General features: G+C 66.9%; 16 protein-coding genes and 1 tRNA gene. 8 read left to right on the top strand and 9 right to left on the bottom strand.

What is annotated here, in order from left to right; all coding sequences use genetic code 11:
• Positions 1 to 38 precede the first annotated feature (38 nt).
• From HOP59_RS18425 to HOP59_RS18465, 9 genes are all read right to left on the bottom strand, one after another.
• Positions 39 to 1,139 carry an amino acid ABC transporter permease gene (locus HOP59_RS18425; protein WP_010625820.1) on the bottom strand — a complete coding sequence of 367 codons (1,101 nt, stop codon included), beginning with the start codon at positions 1,137 to 1,139 and terminating at the stop codon, positions 39 to 41.
• A 10-nt stretch (positions 1,140 to 1,149) separates the two neighbouring features.
• Entirely contained in the window at positions 1,150 to 2,340 is a 1,191-nt protein-coding gene (locus tag HOP59_RS18430; protein ID WP_010625821.1) for an amino acid ABC transporter permease, read from the bottom strand.
• A 108-nt stretch (positions 2,341 to 2,448) separates the two neighbouring features.
• Positions 2,449 to 3,477, bottom strand: coding sequence for an amino acid ABC transporter substrate-binding protein (locus HOP59_RS18435; RefSeq protein ID WP_010625822.1), 1,029 nt, complete (start codon positions 3,475 to 3,477; stop codon positions 2,449 to 2,451).
• Positions 3,478 to 3,831: 354 nt separating this feature from the next.
• Positions 3,832 to 5,388, bottom strand: a complete 1,557-nt coding sequence (gene ahpF, locus HOP59_RS18440) for an alkyl hydroperoxide reductase subunit F (protein ID WP_010625823.1) — start codon at positions 5,386 to 5,388, stop codon at positions 3,832 to 3,834.
• A 310-nt stretch (positions 5,389 to 5,698) separates the two neighbouring features.
• A complete protein-coding gene (gene ahpC, locus HOP59_RS18445) occupies positions 5,699 to 6,262 on the bottom strand; it encodes an alkyl hydroperoxide reductase subunit C (RefSeq protein ID WP_010625824.1) in 564 nt (187 codons plus the stop codon).
• Positions 6,263 to 6,390: 128 nt separating this feature from the next.
• Entirely contained in the window at positions 6,391 to 6,795 is a 405-nt protein-coding gene (locus tag HOP59_RS18450; protein ID WP_010625825.1) for a hypothetical protein, read from the bottom strand.
• Positions 6,796 to 6,905: 110 nt separating this feature from the next.
• A complete protein-coding gene (locus tag HOP59_RS18455; protein ID WP_010625826.1) occupies positions 6,906 to 8,858 on the bottom strand; it encodes a M1 family metallopeptidase in 1,953 nt (650 codons plus the stop codon).
• An 8-nt stretch (positions 8,859 to 8,866) separates the two neighbouring features.
• Complete coding sequence (locus HOP59_RS18460; protein ID WP_234254873.1) at positions 8,867 to 10,042, bottom strand: ChaN family lipoprotein; 1,176 nt, start codon at positions 10,040 to 10,042, stop codon at positions 8,867 to 8,869.
• Between the two features lie 53 nt (positions 10,043 to 10,095).
• Positions 10,096 to 11,397 carry an MFS transporter gene (locus HOP59_RS18465; RefSeq protein ID WP_234254874.1) on the bottom strand — a complete coding sequence of 434 codons (1,302 nt, stop codon included), beginning with the start codon at positions 11,395 to 11,397 and terminating at the stop codon, positions 10,096 to 10,098.
• Positions 11,398 to 11,611: 214 nt separating this feature from the next.
• Here HOP59_RS18465 and HOP59_RS18470 point away from each other — a divergent pair, with 214 nt between their 5' ends.
• The 8 genes from HOP59_RS18470 to HOP59_RS18505 all read left to right on the top strand — a co-directional run bounded on the left by HOP59_RS18470 (position 11,612) and on the right by HOP59_RS18505 (position 21,477).
• Entirely contained in the window at positions 11,612 to 12,028 is a 417-nt protein-coding gene (locus HOP59_RS18470) for a hypothetical protein (protein WP_234254875.1), read from the top strand.
• 227 nt (positions 12,029 to 12,255) lie between these two features.
• A complete protein-coding gene (gene fdnG, locus HOP59_RS18475; RefSeq protein ID WP_234254945.1) occupies positions 12,256 to 15,249 on the top strand; it encodes a formate dehydrogenase-N subunit alpha in 2,994 nt (997 codons plus the stop codon).
• Between the two features lie 15 nt (positions 15,250 to 15,264).
• Positions 15,265 to 16,221, top strand: coding sequence for a formate dehydrogenase subunit beta (gene fdxH / locus HOP59_RS18480; RefSeq protein ID WP_010625832.1), 957 nt, complete (start codon positions 15,265 to 15,267; stop codon positions 16,219 to 16,221).
• Entirely contained in the window at positions 16,218 to 16,907 is a 690-nt protein-coding gene (locus HOP59_RS18485) for a formate dehydrogenase subunit gamma (RefSeq protein WP_234254876.1), read from the top strand. Before fdxH ends, HOP59_RS18485 begins: the two co-directional genes overlap by 4 nt.
• The gene (gene fdhE / locus HOP59_RS18490; RefSeq protein WP_234254877.1) at positions 16,904 to 17,842 is read left to right on the top strand and encodes a formate dehydrogenase accessory protein FdhE; all 939 of its coding nucleotides are present in this window, start codon (positions 16,904 to 16,906) and stop codon (positions 17,840 to 17,842) included. Before HOP59_RS18485 ends, fdhE begins: the two co-directional genes overlap by 4 nt.
• Positions 17,843 to 17,971: 129 nt before the next feature.
• The gene (selA, locus tag HOP59_RS18495) at positions 17,972 to 19,414 is read left to right on the top strand and encodes an L-seryl-tRNA(Sec) selenium transferase (protein WP_010625835.1); all 1,443 of its coding nucleotides are present in this window, start codon (positions 17,972 to 17,974) and stop codon (positions 19,412 to 19,414) included.
• Positions 19,411 to 21,351, top strand: coding sequence for a selenocysteine-specific translation elongation factor (selB, locus tag HOP59_RS18500; RefSeq protein ID WP_234254878.1), 1,941 nt, complete (start codon positions 19,411 to 19,413; stop codon positions 21,349 to 21,351). Before selA ends, selB begins: the two co-directional genes overlap by 4 nt.
• Positions 21,352 to 21,381: 30 nt before the next feature.
• Positions 21,382 to 21,477 (top strand) — tRNA-Sec (locus HOP59_RS18505).
• The last annotated feature ends 19 nt before the right edge of the window (positions 21,478 to 21,496 follow it).

Below are 21,496 nucleotides of genomic sequence, written 5' to 3' on the forward strand. Positions count from 1 at the left end.
GCCGGCCTGGGTTGCTTGTTCAGTCATTGTTCTCATTCCTATCTCTTATGGCCGGTGTGCAGCTTCCGCTCGAGGTACTGACTGTAGCGCGACATGCTGAAGCAGAAGATCCAGAACATGAACGCGGCGAACACGTAGCCCTCCAGGGCGAAGCCCAGCCAGCGGGAATCCGACAGTGCCGCCTGGACGATGCCCAACAGGTCGAACAGACCGATGATCATGACCAGGGTGGTGTCCTTGAACAGCGAGATGAAGGTGTTGACGATACCGGGAATCATCATCTTCAGCGCCTGGGGCAGCACGATCAGGCCCATGCGCATCCAGTAGCTCATGCCCAGCGCCGCCGCCGCTTCCTCCTGGCCGCGGGGTATCGCCTGCAGCCCGCCACGGATGACCTCGGCCATGTAGGCGCTCTGGAACAGGGTGATACCGATGAAGGCGCGGATCAGGCGGTCGACGCTGACGCCGGTGGGCATGAACAGCGGCAGCATCACCGAGGCCATGAACAGCACCGTGATCAACGGCACGCCGCGCCAGAACTCGATGAACACCACGCAGAAGCTCTTGACGATGGGCATCTGCGAGCGCCTTCCGAGCGCCAGCAGGATACCGATCGGCAGCGCTCCCACCATGCCCACCACGGCCAGCACCAGGGTCAGCATCAGACCGCCCCAGCGATGGGTCTGCACGACGGGCAGGCCGAAGTGGCCTCCGTAGAGCATGACGTAGGCGAACACCGGGAAGGCCACCAGGGTTGCCAGCGCCACCCAGCGCTTGAACGGTAGGCGCGGAATCATCAGCCAGGCGATCATGCCGACGAAGACGGCGAAGGTCACATCGACCCGCCAGATCTGGCTGCGCGGATAGAGGCCGTAGATGAACTGGGTGAAACGGGTGCTGACGAAGACCCAGCAGGCCCCCTCCCGTGAGCAGTCGTCTCGGGTGGTACCGACCCAGTCGGCATTGATGAGGGCCCACTGGATGGTCGGTACCAGCAGCAGATAGAGCAGGTAAAGGCCAAGCAGGGTGAAAATGGTGTTCACCGGCCCGCTGAACAGGTTGGCACGCAACCAGGCGACAGGCCCCACCGTATTGCTGGGCGCAGGACGCGCCTCGATCATCTTGTATTGAATCGTCATGGCGCCTCTCCTAGCGTTCCACCAGCGCCACGCGGGCGTTGAACCAGTTCATGAACATCGACACCAGCAGGCTGATGGTCAGATAGACCGCCATGGTCATGGCGATGACCTCTATCGCCTGACCCGTCTGGTTCAGCGTGGTACCGGCGAATACCGAGACCAGATCGGGGTAGCCGATGGCCGTGGCCAGCGAGGAGTTCTTGATCAGGTTAAGGTACTGGCTGGTCAGCGGCGGAATGATCACGCGCAGCGCCTGAGGCACCACCACCAGGCGCAGCACCAGGTTCTGCGGCAGGCTCAACGCCTGGGCCGCTTCGGTCTGACCATGGGAGATCGCCTGGATACCGGAGCGTACGATCTCGGCGATGAACGACGCCGTGTAGATCGATAGCGCCAGCCACAGAGCGAGGAACTCGGGGATGATGGTGATGCCGCCGCGGAAGTTGAAGCCGCGCAGCTCAGGCACGTCCCAGGTGACGGGCACACCGGTCGCCACCAGAATGAATAGCGGTAGGCCGACGATCAAGGCCAGCGAGATCCAGCCCGCAGGCAGGCGCTTGCCGGTGGCCTCGTGGCGGCGCTTGTTCCAGATCGTCAGCGCGATGCTGGCGACCACGGCGATACCGAAGGCCAGCGGGATCAGGCCGAAGCCCGACTCGAACAATGGCTCGGGCAGAAACAGCCCGCGTACGTTGAGAAAGATGACTTCGCCGAAAGCCAGGCTATCGCGCGGACCGGGCATGGCCCGCAGCACGGCGAAGTACCAGAAGAAGATCTGCAGCAGCAGTGGAATGTTACGGAAGATCTCGATATAGCCGCTGGCCAGCCGGGCGATCAGCCAGTTGGGCGACAGCCGCGCGATACCGACGATGAAACCGATGATGGTGGCGGCCACGATACCCAGTGCCGATACCAGCAGCGTATTGAGCAGGCCCACCACGAAGGTACGACCGTAGGTGCTCTGGGACGAATATTCGATCAGGGTCTGGCCGATGCCGAATCCGGCGGTTCTTTCGAGAAAGCCAAAGCCGGTGGTGATGCCGCGGGCGGCCAGGTTGGCCTGTGTATTGCCGATGATGTAGAGCAGAAAAGCGATGACAGCGGCAATCAGCAGCGCCTGGAAGATCAGGGCGCGCTTGGCGCGGTCGCGCCAGAAAGGCGGTTTGGGGCCCAGCGAGTGAGCCTTGGAGCGAACGGACATGAAGGGACTCTCCGCCTGGATCCGTCAAGCAGTTATCAAACCCCGGCCTGGGGTGTCCGGGCCGGGGCAGGGTTGGATCGAGGCACCTCAGGTGACTCGGGCGGTCGATCAACGAATCGGCGGAGCGTACTGGAAGCCACCGTCGGTCCACAGGGCGTTGGCACCACGCTCGATCTGCAGCGGTGAGTCCATGCCCACGTTGCGCTCGAAGCTCTCGGCGTAGTTACCCACTTGGCTGACGATGTTGTAGGCCCAGTTGGCATCGAGGCCCATGCCCTCGCCGTAGTTGCCGTCCTGACCGAGCAGGCGGGCGATGTCCGGGTTGCTGGAGTCGCGCATCTCGTCGGCGTTCTCGCTGGTCACGCCCAGCTCTTCGGCGTTGAGCATGGCGAACAGCGACCACTTGACGATGTTGAACCACTGATCGTCGCCCTGGCGCACCACCGGGCCCAGCGGTTCCTTGGAGATGACATCGGAGAGGACCACAGCGCTGTCGGGATCGGAAAGCTGGATGCGCAGTGCGGCGAGCTGGGAGGTATCGGAGGTCAGCACGTCACAGCGGCCAGCCTCGAAGCCGCCTACGGTCTGCTCGGAGGTATCGAAAACGATGGGGTCGAACTCCATGCCGTTGGCACGGAAGTAGTCGGCCAGGTTCAGCTCGGTAGTAGTACCCGACTGGATACAGACCGCAGCGCCGTCGAGCTCGCTCGCGCTGCTCACGCCCAGGTCACGCGAGACGAGGAAGCCCTGACCGTCGTAGAAGTTCACACCGGCGAAGTTGAGGCCCAGAGTGGTATCGCGAGTGGTGGTCCAGGTGGTGTTGCGCGAAAGGATGTCGACCTCGCCGGACTGCAGCGCGGTGAAACGCTCCACGGCGTTCAGCGAGATGTAGCGCACGGCTTCGGCATCGCCGAAAACCGCAGCTGCCACGGCACGACAGACATCGACGTCCAGCCCCTGCCATTCGCCCTGGTCGTCGGGGGCGGAGAAGCCCGGCAGGCCGTCGCTGACGCCACACTGGACGGCGCCACGCTCGAGGGTGTTCTGCAGGGTGTTGGCCGAGGCCAGGGAGGCGCTACCCAGTGCCAGTGCCGCTGCGGAAGTGGCCAGTAGCCACTTGTTCTTGTTGTCACGCATGAAAAATATCCTCGATGGGTTATTGGTCTTCTTGAGTGATGCATGCCTGGGCATGTGCCCAGCACCTTAGCAAGGATTGTTCCAGGACAGGGATAGAGCAGGCAAAACACTTATTCAACGGTCGCAGCCAAGGCGATCCGTCCTGTGAGAGCGCACCGCCTTAGTGCGCCCAGAGCCTACCGGCAGCCCACTTGCACCTGCAGAGTGCCACCTGGAAGGAGGAGCGCCAGGCGGAGATCGAGACCGCTGAAAAGACGATGCCCTGCAGGTCATGGCCTGCGGGGCATCGAGTGAAGCGGCGGCCGGCAACGAGTTCCCGTTGCCGGCCGCGGACGTCAGTGACGTATTAGGGCGTCAGTGGCGAATCAGATAGTCGAAGGCGCCAAGTGCGGCCTTCGAGCCCTCGCCCATGGCGATGACGATCTGCTTGTAGGGCACGGTGGTGACGTCGCCGGCGGCGAAGATACCGGGCACCGAGGTCATGCCGCGCTCGTCGATCACGATCTCGCCGCGCGACGAGAGCTCGATGGGCGAATCGGTAAGCCACTCGGTATTGGGCACCAGGCCGATCTGGACGAAGATGCCCTCCAGCTCGAGCCGCTTGATCTCGCCGCTGGCACGCTCCTCATACGACAGGCCGTTGACCCGAGTGCCGTCGCCGTTCACTTCGGTGGTGCGCGCGCCGAGGATGATCTCGACGTTGGACAGGCTGCGCAGCTTCTTTTGCAGCACCGCGTCGGCACGCATCTCGTCCATGAACTCGATCAGCGTTACGTGACCGACGATGCCAGCCAGATCGATGGCCGCCTCGACGCCGGAGTTACCGCCGCCGATCACCGCCACGCGCTTGCCCTTGAACAGCGGACCGTCGCAGTGGGGGCAGTAAGCCACGCCCTTGTTGCGGTACTCGGCCTCGCCTGGCACGTTCATCTCGCGCCAGCGGGCGCCGGTAGAGAGAATCAGCGTCTTGCTCTTGAGGCGCGCGCCGGAGGCGAACTCCACCTCATGCTCGCCGCCCTGGTCGGCGGCCGGGATCAGCCTGACCGCACGCTGCAGGTTCATGATGTCGGCTTCATACTCCGTGACGTGCTGCTCGAGGGCCGCGGCCAGCTTGGGGCCTTCGGTGTAGGGCACGGAGATGAAGTTCTCGATGGCCATGGTATCGAGCACCTGGCCGCCGAAGCGTTCGGCCGCTACGCCGGTGCGGATTCCCTTGCGCGCGGCGTAGATGGCCGCTGCGGCGCCGGCCGGGCCACCGCCCACCACCAGCACGTCGAAGGCATCCTTCTCGTTGAGCTTGGCCGCCTCGCGCTGGGCCGCGCCGGTGTCGACCTTGGCCAGGATCTGCTCCAGGCTCATACGCCCCTGGTCGAAGGGTTCGCCGTTGAGGTAGATGCTCGGCACCGACATGATCTGGCGCTGTTCGACCTCGTCCTGGAACAGCGCGCCGTCGATGGCGACGTGGCGCACGCCCGGGTTGAAGATGGCCATCAGGTTGAGCGCCTGCACCACGTCGGGGCAGTTCTGGCACGACAGCGAGTAGTAGGTCTCGAAATGGAACTCGCCTTCGAGCGCCTTGATCTGGGCGAGGGTGTCGTCGCTGACCTTGGGCGGATGACCGCCCACCTGCAGCAGCGCCAGTACCAGCGAGGTGAACTCGTGGCCCATGGGGATACCGGCGAAGACCACGCCGGGCTCCTCGCCGGGACGGTTCAGGGCGAAGGAAGGCTTGCGCGCATCCGTACCGTCCAGGCGCAGGGTGATCTTGTCGCTCAGGGCGACGATGTCCTTCAGCAGCCCATGCAGCTCCTGGGATTTCGCGCCGTCATCGAGGGATGCGACGATCTCGAACGGCTGCGTGACCTTCTGCAGGTAGGCTTTTAGCTGACTTTTCAGATTGTCGTCCAACATGACAGCGGTTTCCTTCATGTCTGGGCTGGAAAATGGCAAGACGATGCTCTCAGCGCTGACGTGGCGTCGGCACAGGCATGGGCTTGCACGTATCGGAAAATCGCCCGGGCAGCACATGCCCGGGCGGGAACGCGAGGCCGGCTCGCAGCCTCGCGATGATTCGACTTAGGGAACTGCTGATTCATGTCGCGAGCGAAGAGAGGTTGGCCACCGCCGGAGCGCAGAAACCGGAGCCTATGCGGTACTAGGTGAGGATTTCGAGCACCGCCGGTGGCCAAGATATCGAGCGCAGCAATGAATCAGTGTTTCCTTAGATCTTGCCGACCAGATCCAGGGAGGGAGCGAGAGTCTGCTCGCCTTCCTTCCACTTGGCCGGGCAGACTTCGTTCGGGTTGTTGCGAACGTACTGGGCGGCCTTCAGCTTGCGCAGTGTCTCGGCGACGTCGCGGGCGATGGCGTTGTCGTGGATCTCCAGGGTCTTGATCACGCCTTCCGGGTCGATCACGAAGGTGCCGCGCAGGGCCAGACCGGCTTCTTCGATATGCACACCGAAAGCGCGAGTCAGCTGGTGAGTCGGGTCACCGACCAGCGGGAACTTGGCCTTGCCCACCGCCGGGGAAGTCTCGTGCCATACCTTGTGCGAGAAGTGGGTGTCGGTGGTGACGATGTAGACCTCGGCACCGGCCTTCTTGAACTCCTCGTAGTGCTCGGCGGCGTCCTCGACTTCGGTCGGGCAGTTGAAGGTGAACGCGGCCGGCATGAAGATCACCACGGACCACTGGCCCTTCAGGTCCTCGTTGGAGACTTCGACGAACTCGCCGTTGTGGAAAGCGGTGGCCTTGAACGGCTGGACTTCGGTGTTGATCAGGGACATTCAGTAATGCTCCGTGTCATTGGTGGGGTGATCCGAATACGGGGGCTATCTTATCCATCGCAACCCATAGGCGAAAATTGATTGCCGCCATGGTTCCGATAAGGGTTCTCTATGGTGTCACCGAAACGCTATTGCAAGGCTATCGCCTCACCCTGACGATTCAGCGCCAGGAAGCTCTGGGTATTGCCCATCTGCAGCGACTGCACCATGCGCTGCAGATGGTTCTCGGCCTCTTCGCTGGTGGGCGCCTCTCGACCGCGGCCGGACAGCGCGCCGACGAAGACGACGTCCCACTCAATGCCGGTGTGCTGCGACTCCGCCACCAGCGCATCCATGTCACTGAGCTCCTCGGGCGCCTTGTCGACGCACAGTACCGGGGTCAGCGCGCCACCCTCCCCCTGCTCGAAGCGCTCACGCTGCTCCTGGGTGGGGTTGTCCGGCAACTCGGCGCGGGTGAAGACGAACAGCAGCCGCTGCGGCTCTGGCTGACGACGCGCCTCGTCCAGCAGATCGGCAAAACGGGAAATGGCCAAGGCAATCCTCCAGCAGATTCCGTGCGCTTTCGCGACATGATCGAGTCGTGCGCCGGGCATCCGGCGGCTCCCGATACGATAGCGCATCGAGCACCGCTGCGTGCAAGCGATCAGGGCGACCAATCGACGCGCAGGGCCGTCTCCTCGAGCGGCCAGGCGCCGGTGGTCGTCTCGTCGCCGTCCACGATCAGGTAGCCATGCGCCAGCTGGTGGCGCAGGCTGCCCAGCAGGCGCATGAGGGTCTCCCGGTCGTCAGCGCTGATTGCCGTCACGGTGGTGCCGGGCAGGGTCCAGGCCCGTGCCTGGCCACGTTGCGCCATGTCGAGGACGACACCATCGAGCCCCTGGCCCTCGAGCCAGCCAGCGACGGGCTCGGTCAGCCCCACCAACAGCAGCGGCGGCGCGCCTTCTGCCAGCGACATCCCCTCGCTGGCAGAAGGCAGCGGGGCACCCAGGGCCTGCCTGACCGGCTCGGCCAGCGAGGCCTCCAAGGCCAGCAGCCGACTGGCAGGATCGAGCGCCACCCGGCGCAGGATCGGCGGTCCGCCCACCCGGCGCAGCAGGTCGAAGTCGGGGTCGACGAGAAGCGCGAGCGGCTCATGCTCCAGTTGCAGCGAGAATTCGACGCGCTCCTCTTCGAGCGAAACACGGTGCCGCTCCACACCGGCGACGGTCTCGACCCTGAGCGGCACCTGGAGCGGCCAGGGGGCACCCACCCCGCTTTGCTCGAGCACCCCCGCTAGCGTCCAGCCGTCCGGCGTCTCACGGCGAGTGGCCTCGACACCCAGCGCTGGACGCCCCGGCTGCTGCGCCCAGGCTTCGACAAACGCCTGAAGCGACTCGCCGGCGGCCTCGCCCAGCGCCGTCGCGAGGTCGCCCCAACCGGCCTCACGATGCATATGGCGCTCGGCGAAGCGGCGCAGCCCCGCATCGAAGGCTTCGTCGCCGATACGCTGGCGCAGCATGTGCAGCAGCATGGCGCCGTGCTGATAGCCCAGCAGGCGTAGCGCCGGGTCGCGCTGGCCGCGGAAATCAGTCAGGCGGCGGTCGTAGCCATCCGGCAGCGCCGCCAGATCGAGCAGCCAGCGGCGGCGGGTCTCCCGCGCCTCGCCGCGGGCTTCGTCGAGGGCATAGTCGGCCAGGTAGGTGGTCAGCGCCTCGGACCAGTTGCCGCCGATCCCGTCTTGGTTGGAATAGTCGACCAGCACCCCGGCACCCCACCAGGCGTGCATCAGCTCGTGGGCCAGCGAAGTGCGAGGGATGAACGGCAACGGGATGACCCGCTCGCCGAGCAGGGTGAAGCCGGGATAGGCCAGCCCAACCGGGGCCGGCGAGGCGGCGATGCTGAAACTGGCGTAGGGATAGGGGCCGACGCGTTCGACGAAGCGCTGCAGGTAGTCGGCGGCGTGGTCCAGGTAGGTTTCGGCGTGGGCGGCATCGAGCGCCTCGGGGAACAGCGTGCGCAAAAGCACGCCGTCGACCTCGCGGCTGCGCTCCACCCACGGGCCGGCGGCCAGCTCCACCACCCGCGTGCGCGGATGCTCATGGCGCACGCGATAACCCACCTCGTCGACCCGGGGCTCGCCCTGCAGCGAACCGGTGCCCACCGCCCGCTGCCCTGGGGGTAGCGCGATCTGCAAGGTCAGTGCAAAAGGGCCGAGGTCGTCGAAGCGCGGATACCAGCCGCCGTGGGCCGGCAGCAGGCTGCCACGAGGCGAGAGCATTAGCCGCTCGCCGTCCTCCAGACGCCCCTGCCAGCGCAGCGTCAGCGTTTCGGCTCCCGGCGGCAGCGCCAGCCGGTGGCGTCCATCGCCGTCAGGCTCGGCCGCGATGGCGTCGCCGTCGGCCTGCGCGGCAACCAGCTCGAGGCCGGGCAGAAGCGTGAAGTCACTCGACTCGGGCGGCGGCGAGAAGGACATCTCCCCCGCCAGGCGGCCACTGTCGGGATCGAGCGAGATATCGAGGCTGACCTGGGGCAGCGCCTCGGCCCGCGCCGCAGCGATGCCGAAAAGCAGGGCGAACGCCGTCAGCCCGGCCAGGAGTGCGCGCAGCGCGTTCGGCATGGCCCGGCTCATCGCGTGTCGCTGCCGCCGTCACTCGGCGGGAAACGCGCCAGGATCTCGCGCCGCTCACCGTTGCGCTCCACCTCCAGCGGCAGCAGGGTGCCGGGCGGCTGCCGCTGCACCCGTTGGGTCAGATCGGCAGGCCTCGCCAGCGCCTCACCCGCGGCGCGCATAATGATATCCCCCTCCTCCAGGCCCGCGCTCTCGGCCACAGAGCCACTCTGAATGCCGCGCACCTCGATCCCGGCCTCATGGGGCACGATATAGACCCCGAGCTGCATCGGCGGCTGGGCCTGCGCCGGGGTCTCGGCCAGGGTGAATACGGCATGCGCCAGCCCCTCCGGCGGCAGCTCGCAGCCGTCGACTTCCACCGCCCAGGGCAGCAGGGTAGCGTGGGCGTCTACATCCAGGTCGTTGAGCTGATGGGGCACCCCGTGCTCGTACTGCAGGTGGCCTTGGCCGATCAGCCCCACCGCCAGCGCCCCCTCGGCAGTGGCTTCGGCCAGCCCTGTGGCCATGGCGCGGTCCCATACGAGCTGCGCGGCGATGAAGCGCTCGAGGCTCGCTTCATCGTCCCCCGCGCTGGGATGCTGGGCATGCACGGCGGCCAGACGCTCGCGATAAGCCGGCAGCGCCTCGGCCGGCGCGGTAATACCGAAGCGTTCGTCTTCCGGCACCCCATCCCAGCCCTCACCGGCCAGGCGGCCGCGCAACTCGGGGGTGACGTTGATCGCCTTGAGCGGCACCTGGTTCAGGCGGGCGAAGTGCAGGATCGGCAGGTAGAGCTCCGGATCGAAGCCCCAGGCGCTGCGCCAGTTGCTGGCGTCGAGGAACTCCGCCTCGTCGAGCTCCCCCGCCACCCAGGCATCCAGCGCGGGCTGGGCCTCGCGGGGCAGCATCTCCAGGCCGATCACCATGTCCGGGCGCAGGGCGTGCAGGCCAGCCAGGGTGTGCAGCTGCCAGCGGTGGTGATCCATGCGGTCGTGCTGCTCGCCGAGCAGCACCACGTCGCGCTCGGCGAGATTGGCGAACAGTGCCGCCGAATCGAGCCGCTCGCCGCCGGGCTGCAGCCATTGGCCCGGCGGCGGGCAGCTGTCGGCCTGTACGGTCATGGGCAGCGCCAGGCAGGTCAGCAGGCCCAGCGCATGGCCCAGCATACGGGGCAGGGCGAATGAACGTCGCATCGGTCTTTTTTCTCCCTCTGAGGGCGTCCCCCATGATGGCGCATTCGCCAGCCTCAGGCAGCCTCTTCCCGCGACGTCCCCGCGGCCTCCTCGAAGTGGAACTCCATCTGGGTCGGCTCCAGGCGCGGATCGAGCTCGGTGAAATGCGGCGTCTCCAGGGTCGGCACCGCCACGAAGGGCTCCTGCTCGACTTCCTCGATCGGCTCACCGGGACGACGGCGCAGGCGCAGCGTCACGAACAGCGCCAGCGCCAGCGAGGCGCCGCCGAGGAACATCCACAGCCCATCGGGGCCGATCGCCTGCATCACCAGCGAGGCCGAGAAGGGGCCGATGATCGAGCCGATGCCGTACCAGATCATCAGCTTAGCATTGGCGGCGACGATCTCGCCGGGCTCCAGCCAGTCGTTGGTATGGGCCAGGCTCAGAGCGTAGAGGGTATGCAGCATGGCGGTGTGGAAGCAGGCCACCAGTACCAGCAGCCAGAAGTCGATGCGCACCAGCATCGACACCAGGACACCGGAAATCGTCATCACCACCGCCATGCCGAGGATCACCTTGCGCCGGTCGATACGGTCGGAGAGCCGCCCGAGCCCCCACTGGGCGAACAGCGCCACCATGGTGGTGATGGCCATGAAGCGCGCCGTTTCGCCAGTGGTCAGGCCGATCTCCTGACCGTAAAAGGGCGTCATGGCGAAGAAGGACTGCACCATCAATCCGGCGGTGAATGCCCCCACCAGCCCCACCGGTGCGCGTTTGAACAGCGTCTTGAGCGGGATCTTCTGCGGCTGGATGTCGTGGGTCTGGCGCGGACCGTGGATGCGCACGATCGACAGCGGCACCAGCGCCAGGGCGAATAGCATACCGACCAGTGAGAACAGCGCCGGGCCGGCCGGATCGGCCAGGTTGAGCATCCACTGCCCGCCGGCCAGCGACAGGGTCGAGATGATCATGTAGATCGCCAGCACCCGGCCGCGATTGTCGTTGGTCGACTCCCCCGAGACCCACGACTCCATCACCATCAGCATGCCGGCCGTGGCGACCCCGCCGAGCAGGCGCCAGACCAGCCAGGCCCAGGCGTCGACCCACAGGCCGTGAAGCATGGCGGTCACCGCCAGGATGCCGGCGCAGGCGGCGAACACACGGATATGCCCCACGCTGCGAATGCGCTTTTCCAGCAGGTAGCTGCCCAGCACGAAGCCGAGCGAAAAGCTCGACATCAGCAGGCCCGCCATGTGCGAGGGGAAGCCCTCGATGGACATGCGCACCCCGAGCAGGGTCATGATCAGACCGTGCCCGAGCAGGAAGCTGATTTCACAGACGAACAGGATCGGAAGGGTGGCCGGTAAACTGCGCAAGATGTCACTCCATTGACGATGCCGGACGATGGACGATGGACGATGCCGGACGCGAAACGAACGTGACCACCCCGGCATCCCATCGGGCGGCCTGGCTCCAGTGTAGAAAGGCGTAGCGAGAGATTGCCACTCATCGAACCCAGGCTCCTCGCTGTCGGCCTCAGCCGACAGGGTCTACGCTGGGTGTGTGAGAGCGGCAGGCAAGGAGGCAAGCATGGCAGCCAAGACATTCCCCCCTATGCTGCTGGGAGCCATCATGCTCTGGTCGGCCCCAGCACTGGCCACCGAGCCGGCCACACCGGATGAGAGCGCCGCCGGCATGGACCCGGCAGAGATCACCGAAGCGCCGGATGTCACCACCGGTCGGGCCGGCACCACCAGCGGTATCACCGGTGCGGACATGGAAGAGGAGGATCAGGGCAGCGGCAGCGGCGAGACCCAGGGCGACGAGCTGTTCCAGACGCCCGCCGCCGCATCCGATGCCGGCCCGGCCTACGAGACCCAGTCGCCCGAGCGCGAGGAGGATGGCGAAGGCGATGACGAGGTCATGCCCGACGAACCGCTGGGCGCCGACGACAGCGGTCGACAGGAAGACGGCGAGCCCCAGGCCAGCGGCGATCAATCGCCCTGATGACCCGGCGACAGCCATCCCGCGGCAGCCATTCGTTACCAACGGAAACCAACGACGAACCGCGATCCTGTCAGGAGTCGCTACGCTTAATACAGACCGCTAGCAAAGATGCATAACGATACAATGGGTACGGGAACCAGGCAGGAGGCCTCATGACCCTCAGGGTTTCGCGCAGACAGTTCTTCAAGCTCGGTGCGGCGGGGATGGCCACATCCAGCATGGCGATGATGGGCTTCGCCCCGGATCCCGCCATCGCCTCGATTCGCCACTTCAAGCTCACCGGCGCCAAGATCACGCGCAGCAACTGCACCTACTGCTCGGTGGGCTGCGGCGTGCTGATCTATGCCCGCGGCGACGCCGCGATCAACAACATCGACGACATCTATCACGTCGAAGGCGACCCGGATCACCCGGTGAGTCGCGGCTCGCTATGCCCCAAGGGCGCGGGGCTGCTCGACTACATCCGCAGCGAATCGCGCCTGCGCTATCCCCAAGTACGCGAGGCCGGCAGCAGGGAGTGGAAGCGGATCAGCTGGGACGAGGCCTTCACCCGCATCGCCCGACACATGAAGGACGATCGCGACGCCAACTTCGTTACCCAGGACGACGAAGGCAATACGGTCAATCACTGGACCACTACCGGCATGCTGGCGGCCTCGGCCTCGACCAACGAGACCGCCTACTGCACTCACAAGATCGCCCGCAGTCTGGGCATGGTGGCGTTCGACAACCAGGCGCGCGTCTGACACGGACCGACGGTGGCAGGTCTTGCCCCAACATTCGGTCGCGGTGCCATGACCAACCACTGGGTCGACATTCGCAATGCCGACCTGATCATCGGCATGGGTGGCAACCCTGCCGAGGCTCATCCTGTTGGCTTCCGCTGGGTGATGGAGGCGCGCGAGCACAACGACGCCCGGCTGGTGGTGGTCGACCCGCGCTTCACCCGCACCGCCGCGGTGGCGGACTATTTTGCCGAGATACGCACCGGCACCGATATCGCCTTCCTCGGCGGGCTGATCCATTACCTGATCGAGAGCGGTCGCTTCCAGCGCGACTACGTGCTCGCCTACACCGACGCCAGCCTGCTGGTGGCCGATGAGTTCGGCTTCGAGGACGGTCTGTTCAACGGCTACGACGCCGACAACGGCGAATACGAGATGGAGGGCTGGCAGTACCAGTACGACGAGGACGGCCACGCCCTGCGCGACGAGACACTCGAGCACCCGCGCTGCGTGTTCCAGCTGATGCGCCAGCACTACAGCCGCTACACCCTCGACGTAGTCTCCTCGGTGTGCGGCACGCCGCGCGACAAGATCCAGCACGTGTGGGACATGGCCGCCGAAACGGCCGCCCCCGACAAGACCATGACTTTCCTCTATGCGCTGGGCTGGACGCAGCACTCCATCGGCTCGCAGATCATCCGCACCGCGGCCATCGTCCAGTTGCTGCTGGGCAACATGGGCATGCGCGGCGGCGGGGTCAACGCTCTGCGCGGCCACTCCAACATCCAGGGACTGACCGACCTGGGGCTGCTCTCCGATCAGTTGCCCGGCTACCTGACCCTGCCCGACGACGACGAGCAGGACTACGAGGATTTCATCCTCGAACGTGCACGGCCACCGCTGGTGCCCGAAGAGATCTCCTACTGGCGCTACTACGAGCGCTTCCACGTCAGCCTGATGAAGGCGTGGTACGGCGACGCCGCCACCGAGGCCAACGACTGGTGCTACGACTGGCTGCCGAAGATGGGCGAGGACCTCTACGACATCCTGCACACCTTCGAACGCATGCATCGCGGCGAGATGACCGGCTACCTGTGCCAGGGCTTCAATCCGCTGGCGGCCTTCCCGCACAAGGCCAAGGTCACCGAGGCGCTGTCGCAGCTGAAATTCCTGGTGGTGATCGACCCGCTGCGCACCGAAACGGCGGAGTTCTGGATGAATCACGGCGAGTATCACGACGTCGATCCTGCCGCCATCGACACCGAGGTGTTCCGCCTGCCCACCACCAGCTTCGCCGAGGAGGACGGTACCATCGTCAACAGCTCGCGCTGGCTGCAGTGGTTCTGGCAGGCCGCGCCACCGCCGGGCGAAGCCAAGCCCGACACGGCGATCCTGGCCGGCATCTTTCTGCGCATGCAACGGCTCTACCAGGAAGAAGGCGGCGCCTTCCCCGACCCCATCCTCAACCTGCACTGGCCCTACCGCCGGCCGGAGGAGCCGAGCCCCGAGGAGCTGGCCCGGGAGTACAACGGCTGGGCGCTGGAGGACGTCTTCGACGAGGACCGCAACCTGGTGGTACGCGCCGGCGAGCAAATCGAGGATTTCGGCTTCCTGCGCGCCGACGGCTCCACTGCCTGCGGCTGCTGGATCTTCGCCGGCTGCTGGACCGAGGGCGGCAACCAGATGGTGCGCCGCGACAACTCCGACCCCTACGGCACCGGCCAGACCCTTGGCTGGGCCTGGTCGTGGCCGGCCAACCGCCGCATCCTCTACAACCGCGCCAGCGCCCGCCCCGACGGCACGCCGTGGGCGGCCAACAAGGCCGTGGTGTGGTGGGACGGCGAACGCTGGGTGGGTAACGACGTGCCTGACTTTCCCGAGGACTCGCCACCCGAGGCGACCCAAGGCCCGTTCATCATGAATCAGACCGGGCGCGGCCAGCTGTTCGCCCGCGACCGCATGAAGGAGGGGCCCTTCCCGGAGCACTACGAACCCTTCGAAACGCCAGTCGCGAACAACCCGCTGCACCCGGACAACCCGCTGGCCAAGCACAACCCGGGAGCGCGCATCTTCCCGCAGGATCGCGAAAACCTCGGCACCTTCGAGGAGTTCCCCCATGCCGCCACCAGCTATCGCCTGACCGAGCACTTCCACTACTGGACGATGCACAACCGGCTCAACGCCATCGCCCAACCGGAGAAGTTCGTCGAGATCGGCGAGAGCCTGGCCCAGGAGCTGGGCATCGCCAAGGGTGATCGGGTGCGGGTCAGCTCCAAGCGCGGCTACATCGATGCGGTGGCGGTGGTGACCAAGCGCATTCGTCCGCTGCAGGTGGCCGGCAAGACGGTGCATCAGGTGGGCATTCCGCTGCACTGGGGCTTTCTCGGCGAGACCAAGAAGGCCCATCTGACCAACACGCTGACCCCATCGGTGGGCGACGCCAACACCCAGACGCCGGAGTACAAGTCGTTCCTGGTGCGCGTCGACAAGCTGTAGCGCAAGGAGGCCAAGATGAGAGGCGAACAGGTCAATCTGCAGAACATCATCGCCCGCTCGGCGACCACGGTGCCCTCGCCCCAGGAGCGAACGGGGGGCATCGACCCGGTGACCAAGCTAATCGACGTGTCGCGCTGCATCGGCTGCAAGGCGTGCCAGGTCGCCTGCGCCGAGTGGAACGACCTGCGCGATGAGGTCGGCAACAACGTCGGCGAGTACGACAACCCGCTCGATCTCACCCCCAATACCTGGCAGGTGATGCGCTTCGACGAGTACGAGAACGAGCAGGGCAACCTGGAGTGGCTGATCCGCAAGGACAACTGCATGCACTGCGCCGACCCCGGCTGCCTCGAGGCCTGCCCGGCACCCGGCGCCATCGTGCAGTACGCCAACGGCATCGTCGACTTCAACTCCGAGCACTGCATCGGCTGCGGCTACTGCGTCACCGGCTGCCCCTTCGACGTACCGCGCATTTCGGAGGTGGACGGCAAGTCCTACAAGTGCACGCTGTGCTCCGACCGGGTGTTCCACGGCCTGGAGCCGGCCTGCGTCAAGTCGTGCCCCACCGGTTCGATCATGTTCGGCACCCGGGACGACATGCTCGACCTGGCCGAGACCCGCACCAACTTTCTCAAGAGCCGCGGCTACGACAACGCCGGGGTCTACAACCCCGAGGGCGTGGACGGCACCCACGTGATCTACGTGCTGCAGCATGCCGACAAGCCGGGGCTCTACAGCGCCCTGCCGGAGGATCCCCGCATCAGCCCGATGGTCAGCGCCTGGAAAGGCGTGACCAAACCGCTGGCCTCGGCGGCCATCGGCCTGGCCGCCCTGACCGGCTTTCTCCACTACGCCACCGCCGGCCCCAAGGAGCACGGCGAGGAGGACGAACAGGCGGTGCGCGACGACGAGGCCCGCCAGAGGGAGCGGGAGGCCAGAGAAGAACGAGATGAGCGGGAGGAGCGACCATGAGCCTGGCCAAGACGGATCCGCAGCTGCTGCGCTACGGCGTCTGGACACGCCTGCTGCACTGGCTCGTCGCCATCAGCTTCGTACTGCTGGTGCTCAGCGGGCTGCCCTTCTTTCACCCCTTCTTCTGGTCGCTGACCGGGCTGTTCGGCGGCCCCACCATGACCCGCATCCTGCACCCCTGGATCGGCCTGTTCATGTCGCTGCTGTTCGTGCTGATGGCGATCCGCTTCTTCAAGGAGAGCCTGTTCAAGCGTCACGACGTGCAGTGGCTCAAGCAGATCGACGACGTACTGGCCAATCGCGACGAAAAGCTGCCGCCGGTGGGCAAGAACAATGCCGGCCAGAAGCTGGTGTACTGGGTCATGCTGCTGTGCGTACCGCTGCTGCTGATCAGCGGCGTGCTGATGTGGCAGCCCCTGGTCGGTGAAGAAGTGCCGATCACCCTGCGCCGGCTGGCCTCGATGGGCCACGCCTACCTCGCCTTTCTCGCCATCATCACCCTGATCATCCACATCTACTCGGGCATCTGGGTCAAGGGCTCGTTCCAGGCCATGGTGCGCGGCCGGGTGAGCAAGGCCTGGGCCCGCCATCATCATGACCTGTGGTACGAGGAGGAGATGGAGAAGGAGCGCAAGCACCGCGAGATAAGCCGCCGCCACGAAAGCCGCAAAGGGGAGTCGCCGTGACCCACGCCTATGGCAATGCCCCCACGGGGATCATGCAACCGCCCGAGGTTCGCCTGCCCGGCGACGACCATTTCGCCCGGCGCGCCCAGCGCCTGCAGGCGCTGGCCGAGCGCAACGCACCGCTGGGGGAGTTTCTCGGTTTCATGGCCCAGCTGGCCACCGCCCAGCAGGTGGCACTGGAACGGGCCACGGGCTGGCAGCCCGATCCCGAGGCGTTTCGCCTGGCGCTGGAGCACGGCATGCCGCCGCTCAATGCCCAGGCGCTGCAGGGCGACATCGACATCCAGGGCGAGCTGACGGCCCTGCTCGGCGCACTGGAGCTGCACGTGGGCGAAGCGCAGCGCCCCCTCATCGCCGCCCTGCGCGAACTGCCCGACGCCACGCTGAAGCAGCTCATGGCCCAGCTCCTGGCCGGTGAGGCCGGTGACGAGCAGCACTGTGGGTTGATGCCGCTGATCGCCGCTGCTCTGCAGGTGGCCTGGCAGCGGCTGGTGCAGGCGCTGCCGCATGCCCCGGCCCGCCCCAGCGGCGAGACACGTACCCTGTGCCCCTGCTGCGGTTCGCCGCCAGTGGCCAGCGTGATCGAGAGCGAGGCCAGCTGCAGCGGCGTACGCTACCTGCAGTGCGGCCTGTGCGCGACCCAATGGTACTTCGAACGCTCCCTGTGCAGCGTGTGCGAGCAGAGCGGCAAGCTCAGCTACCTGAGCCTGGCGCCGCAAACGGGCGAAGGGGAAGACGAAGCGACTGCCGAGGCGGCCCAGGCCGAGGCCTGCGGCGACTGCGGCAGCTATCTCAAGATATTCCCCCGCACGCTGGACGCCGAGGCCGAGCCGCTGGCCGACGACCTGGGCAGCCTGGCGCTGGACCTGCTGCTGGGCGAGGAGGGGCGCTACCGACGCAGCGGCTTCAACCCGCTGCTGATCGCCGAGGGCTGAGCCGGCGGTTGGACGCCGCCCGGTCCGGCATGCTATGCCATAGGGAGCCCAACCACGAAGGGGCGCACGGGGAGAGTCCCGCGCCCCACAAGAACGTGGGTGACCCCTGACATGGACATGAGCACGACAATGGACGTTCGACGCCGTCTGCCCGCAGTGGATACCCTGCTGGCCCATCCCGCCGTGGCCGCCGCCCGCGCCCGGCATGGCCACCGCCTCGTGCGGCGCGCGGTGCGCCAGACCCTGGACGAGGCCCGCCAGCAGCTCGCCGCTGACCAGAAGACCAGTGAAAGCGTCGATGGCGACGCCCTGGCCAACGCCGCCATCGAGCGGCTCACCGAGCTGGCCCGCCCGGCTTCCCGCGCGGTGTTCAATCTCACCGGTACCGTGATCCACACCAACCTGGGCCGCTCCACCCTCGCCGAGGCGGCCATCACGGCCATGGCCGATGCCGCACGCCACCCCATGGCGCTGGAGTACGATCTGGACGATGGCGGCCGCGGCGACCGCGACCGCCTGGTCGAGGATCTGCTGTGCGAACTGACCGGCGCCGAGGCCGCCACCGTGGTCAACAACAACGCCGGCGCCGTGCTGCTGGCGCTGGGCGCCCTGGGAGCCGGACGCGAGGCGCTGATCTCCCGCGGCGAGCTGATCGAGATCGGCGGTGCCTTCCGCATGCCCGACATCATGCAGGCGGCCGGCTGCCGGCTGCGCGAGGTGGGCGCCACCAACCGCACCCACCCGCGGGACTTCGAGTCCGCCATCGGCGAGCACACCGGGCTGATCGTCAAGGCGCACACCTCCAACTACGCCATCACCGGCTTCACCAAGAGCGTGCCGGAACCCACGCTGGCCGAGATCGCCCACGCTCACGGCGTCCCCCTGCTGGTCGACCTGGGCAGCGGCGCGCTGGCCGACTTCACCGCCCTCGGCCTGCCCTACGAGGCGCAGCCGAATGACGCCATCGCCGCCGGCGCCGATGTGGTCACCTTCAGCGGCGACAAGCTGCTCGGCGGCCCCCAGGCGGGCATCATCGTCGGCCGCCGGGAAGCCATCGCCACCATCAAGCGCCACCCGCTCAAGCGCGCCCTGCGTCTGGACAAACTGACCCTGGCGGCGCTGGAGGCCACCCTGCGCCTCTATCGCGACAGCGACGCCCCCGAGCGCGACATCCCCACCCTGGCGCTGCTGACACGCCCCGAGGCGGAGATCGCCGCCACCGGCGAACGCCTGCTGCCCCATGTGAGCAGTCTGCTCAGCGACTTCGAAGTGACGCTCGCGCCCTGCGCCAGCCAGCTCGGTAGCGGCTCACTGCCGGTGGACCGGCTGCCAAGCCGGGCCCTGACATGGCGCCCCCGCGCCGAGCAGCGACGCCAGCGCGAGCGTCAGCTGCATCGCCTGGAAGGCGCCCTGCGCCAGCTGCCGCGCCCGGTCATCGGGCGCATCGGCGACGGTGCCTTGCACCTCGACCTGCGCTGCCTGGCCGGCGAGGCGGAAATCGCCATCTTCATCGGTCAGCTGGAGCAGCTGCCCCGCCTGTATGGCGCTGCCCCGCCGGGAGACACGCCGTGATCGTCGGCACCGCCGGCCACGTCGACCACGGCAAGACCGCCCTGATCCAGCAGCTCACCGGTATCGACACCGACCGGCTGAAGGAGGAGAAAGCACGTGGCCTGACCATCGAGCCCGGCTTCGCCTATCCCGAGGTGGCCGAGGGCGTCGAGCTCGGCTTCGTCGACGTGCCCGGTCATGTGCGCTTCCTGCATCACATGGTGGCCGGTAGCGCCGGGGTCGATACGGTGCTGCTGGTGGTGGCCGCCGACGACGGCGTGATGCCGCAGACCGTCGAACACCTGCAGATCCTCTCCCTGCTGGGGCTCGACCGCGGCCTGGTGGCACTGACCAAGGTCGACCGTGTCGACGCCGCGCGCCGCCGTCAGGTGCGCGAGGAGATCGCCGCTCTGCTGGCCGGCACGCCGCTGGCCGAGGCGCCGCTTCACGAGGTGTCGAGCACAAGCGGCGAAGGGGTGAATGCCCTGCGCGAACGGCTGTGGGCGATGGCCTCGGCGCAGCGCGACACCGTCGTGCGCGGCCATTTTCGCTTCGTCGTCGACCGGGTCTTTACCAAGCGCGGCGCCGGCGTGGTGGTGACCGGTACTGCACTGGCCGGCCGGGTGAACGAGGGCGACACGCTACGCCTGGCCCTCGGCGGCCATAAGGCCAGGGTGCGCGGCCTGCGTCGCCAGAACCGCGAGAGCGAGTGGGCGCATCAGGGCGACCGCGTGGCGCTCAACCTGGCCGGCAGCGACGTCGACCGCGACCTCATTCAGCGCGGTGACTGGCTGGTTGCCGACGCGCTCGAGACACCGCCACTACGCCGCCTGGACGCGACACTGCAGCTGCTCGACTCGGCCCCGAGCGTGAAGCACTGGACGCCGGTGCAGGTACACCTAGGCGTGGGCCGCTATGGCGGGCGCCTCTCGCTGCTGGAAGGCCAGCACCTCGCCCCCGGTGAGAGCATGCTGGGCCAACTGGTGCTGGATGAGCCGGTGCACGCCTGCCTGGGCGACCGCTGCGTGATTCGCGATCCCGCAGCGGGCATCACCCTGGGCGGGGCCACGGTGCTGGAAGGCGACCCGCCGCGCCGCGGTCAGCGCCGTCCCGAGCGCCTGGCCTGGCTCGCCGCCCTGGCCGAGTGCGCTGCCGTCACACCGCTGCAGCTGCAAGAGTTACTGGAAACGGGACTGCGCCTGCAGTCGACCGGTGTCGATCTCGACGCCCTGGCACGCAACGCCAACCTCGAGCTGACAGCGCTGATCGACGCGGTAGCAGCGCTGGGTGGCGTTACGCTACCGAACCGGGAACGGACCCGCGTCTTCTCCGCCGAGGCCATCGCAGCCCTGGAAGCCCGGCTGCTCGACAGCGTGGCCACTAACCACGAGCGCGAGCCTTCGATGCTGGGCACCGAGCGCGGCCGGCTGACGCGCCAGGCCGTTCCGCAGCTACCCGAAGCGACGGGCCGGCAGCTGATCGAGCGGCTAGTGGCCTGCGGCAAGCTGGTGCCCCACGGCCCCTTCGTCGCCCTGCCCGGCCACCAGGCCAGCCTCGGCGAGGAGGACGAAGCGCGGTGGCAGCGGCTCGAACCGCACATCGCCGAGGCTGGCTTCCAACCGCCGCGAGTGCGCGATCTGGCCGCCAGCGAAGGCTTCGCAAAAGAGAGCCTCGACGAAGCCCGCATCCGCGAGGTGCTCATCGCCTGCTCCCGTCTCGGCCGGCTCTATCAAGTGCGTCGCGACCACTTCTACCCGGCCGCCACGGTAGCCGAGATGGCCGCCATCGTGCAGGCACTCGAACGCGAACACGGCAGGATCCGTGCGTCCGCCTTTCGCGACCGCATCGGCACCGGCCGCAAGCTGGCCATTCACATACTCGAATTCTTTGATAAGGTAGGCTTCACGCGCCGTATCGGAGACGAACGCGTGATACGCAACGCCGAGATGTGGCCGTAGGGCAACGGCCTATCATGAAGAACCGCTCAAGGAAGAGGATCGACCCCCGGTGGGGCGGCCAGACTTCAAATCTGGTAGGGGCTGCCAGCGGTCCCTGGTGGGTTCGACTCCCACGCTCTTCCGCCAGCTCCTCCTATTGCACAAG

Source organism: Billgrantia aerodenitrificans, from assembly GCF_021404405.1.
Classification (GTDB): domain Bacteria; phylum Pseudomonadota; class Gammaproteobacteria; order Pseudomonadales; family Halomonadaceae; genus Halomonas; species Halomonas aerodenitrificans.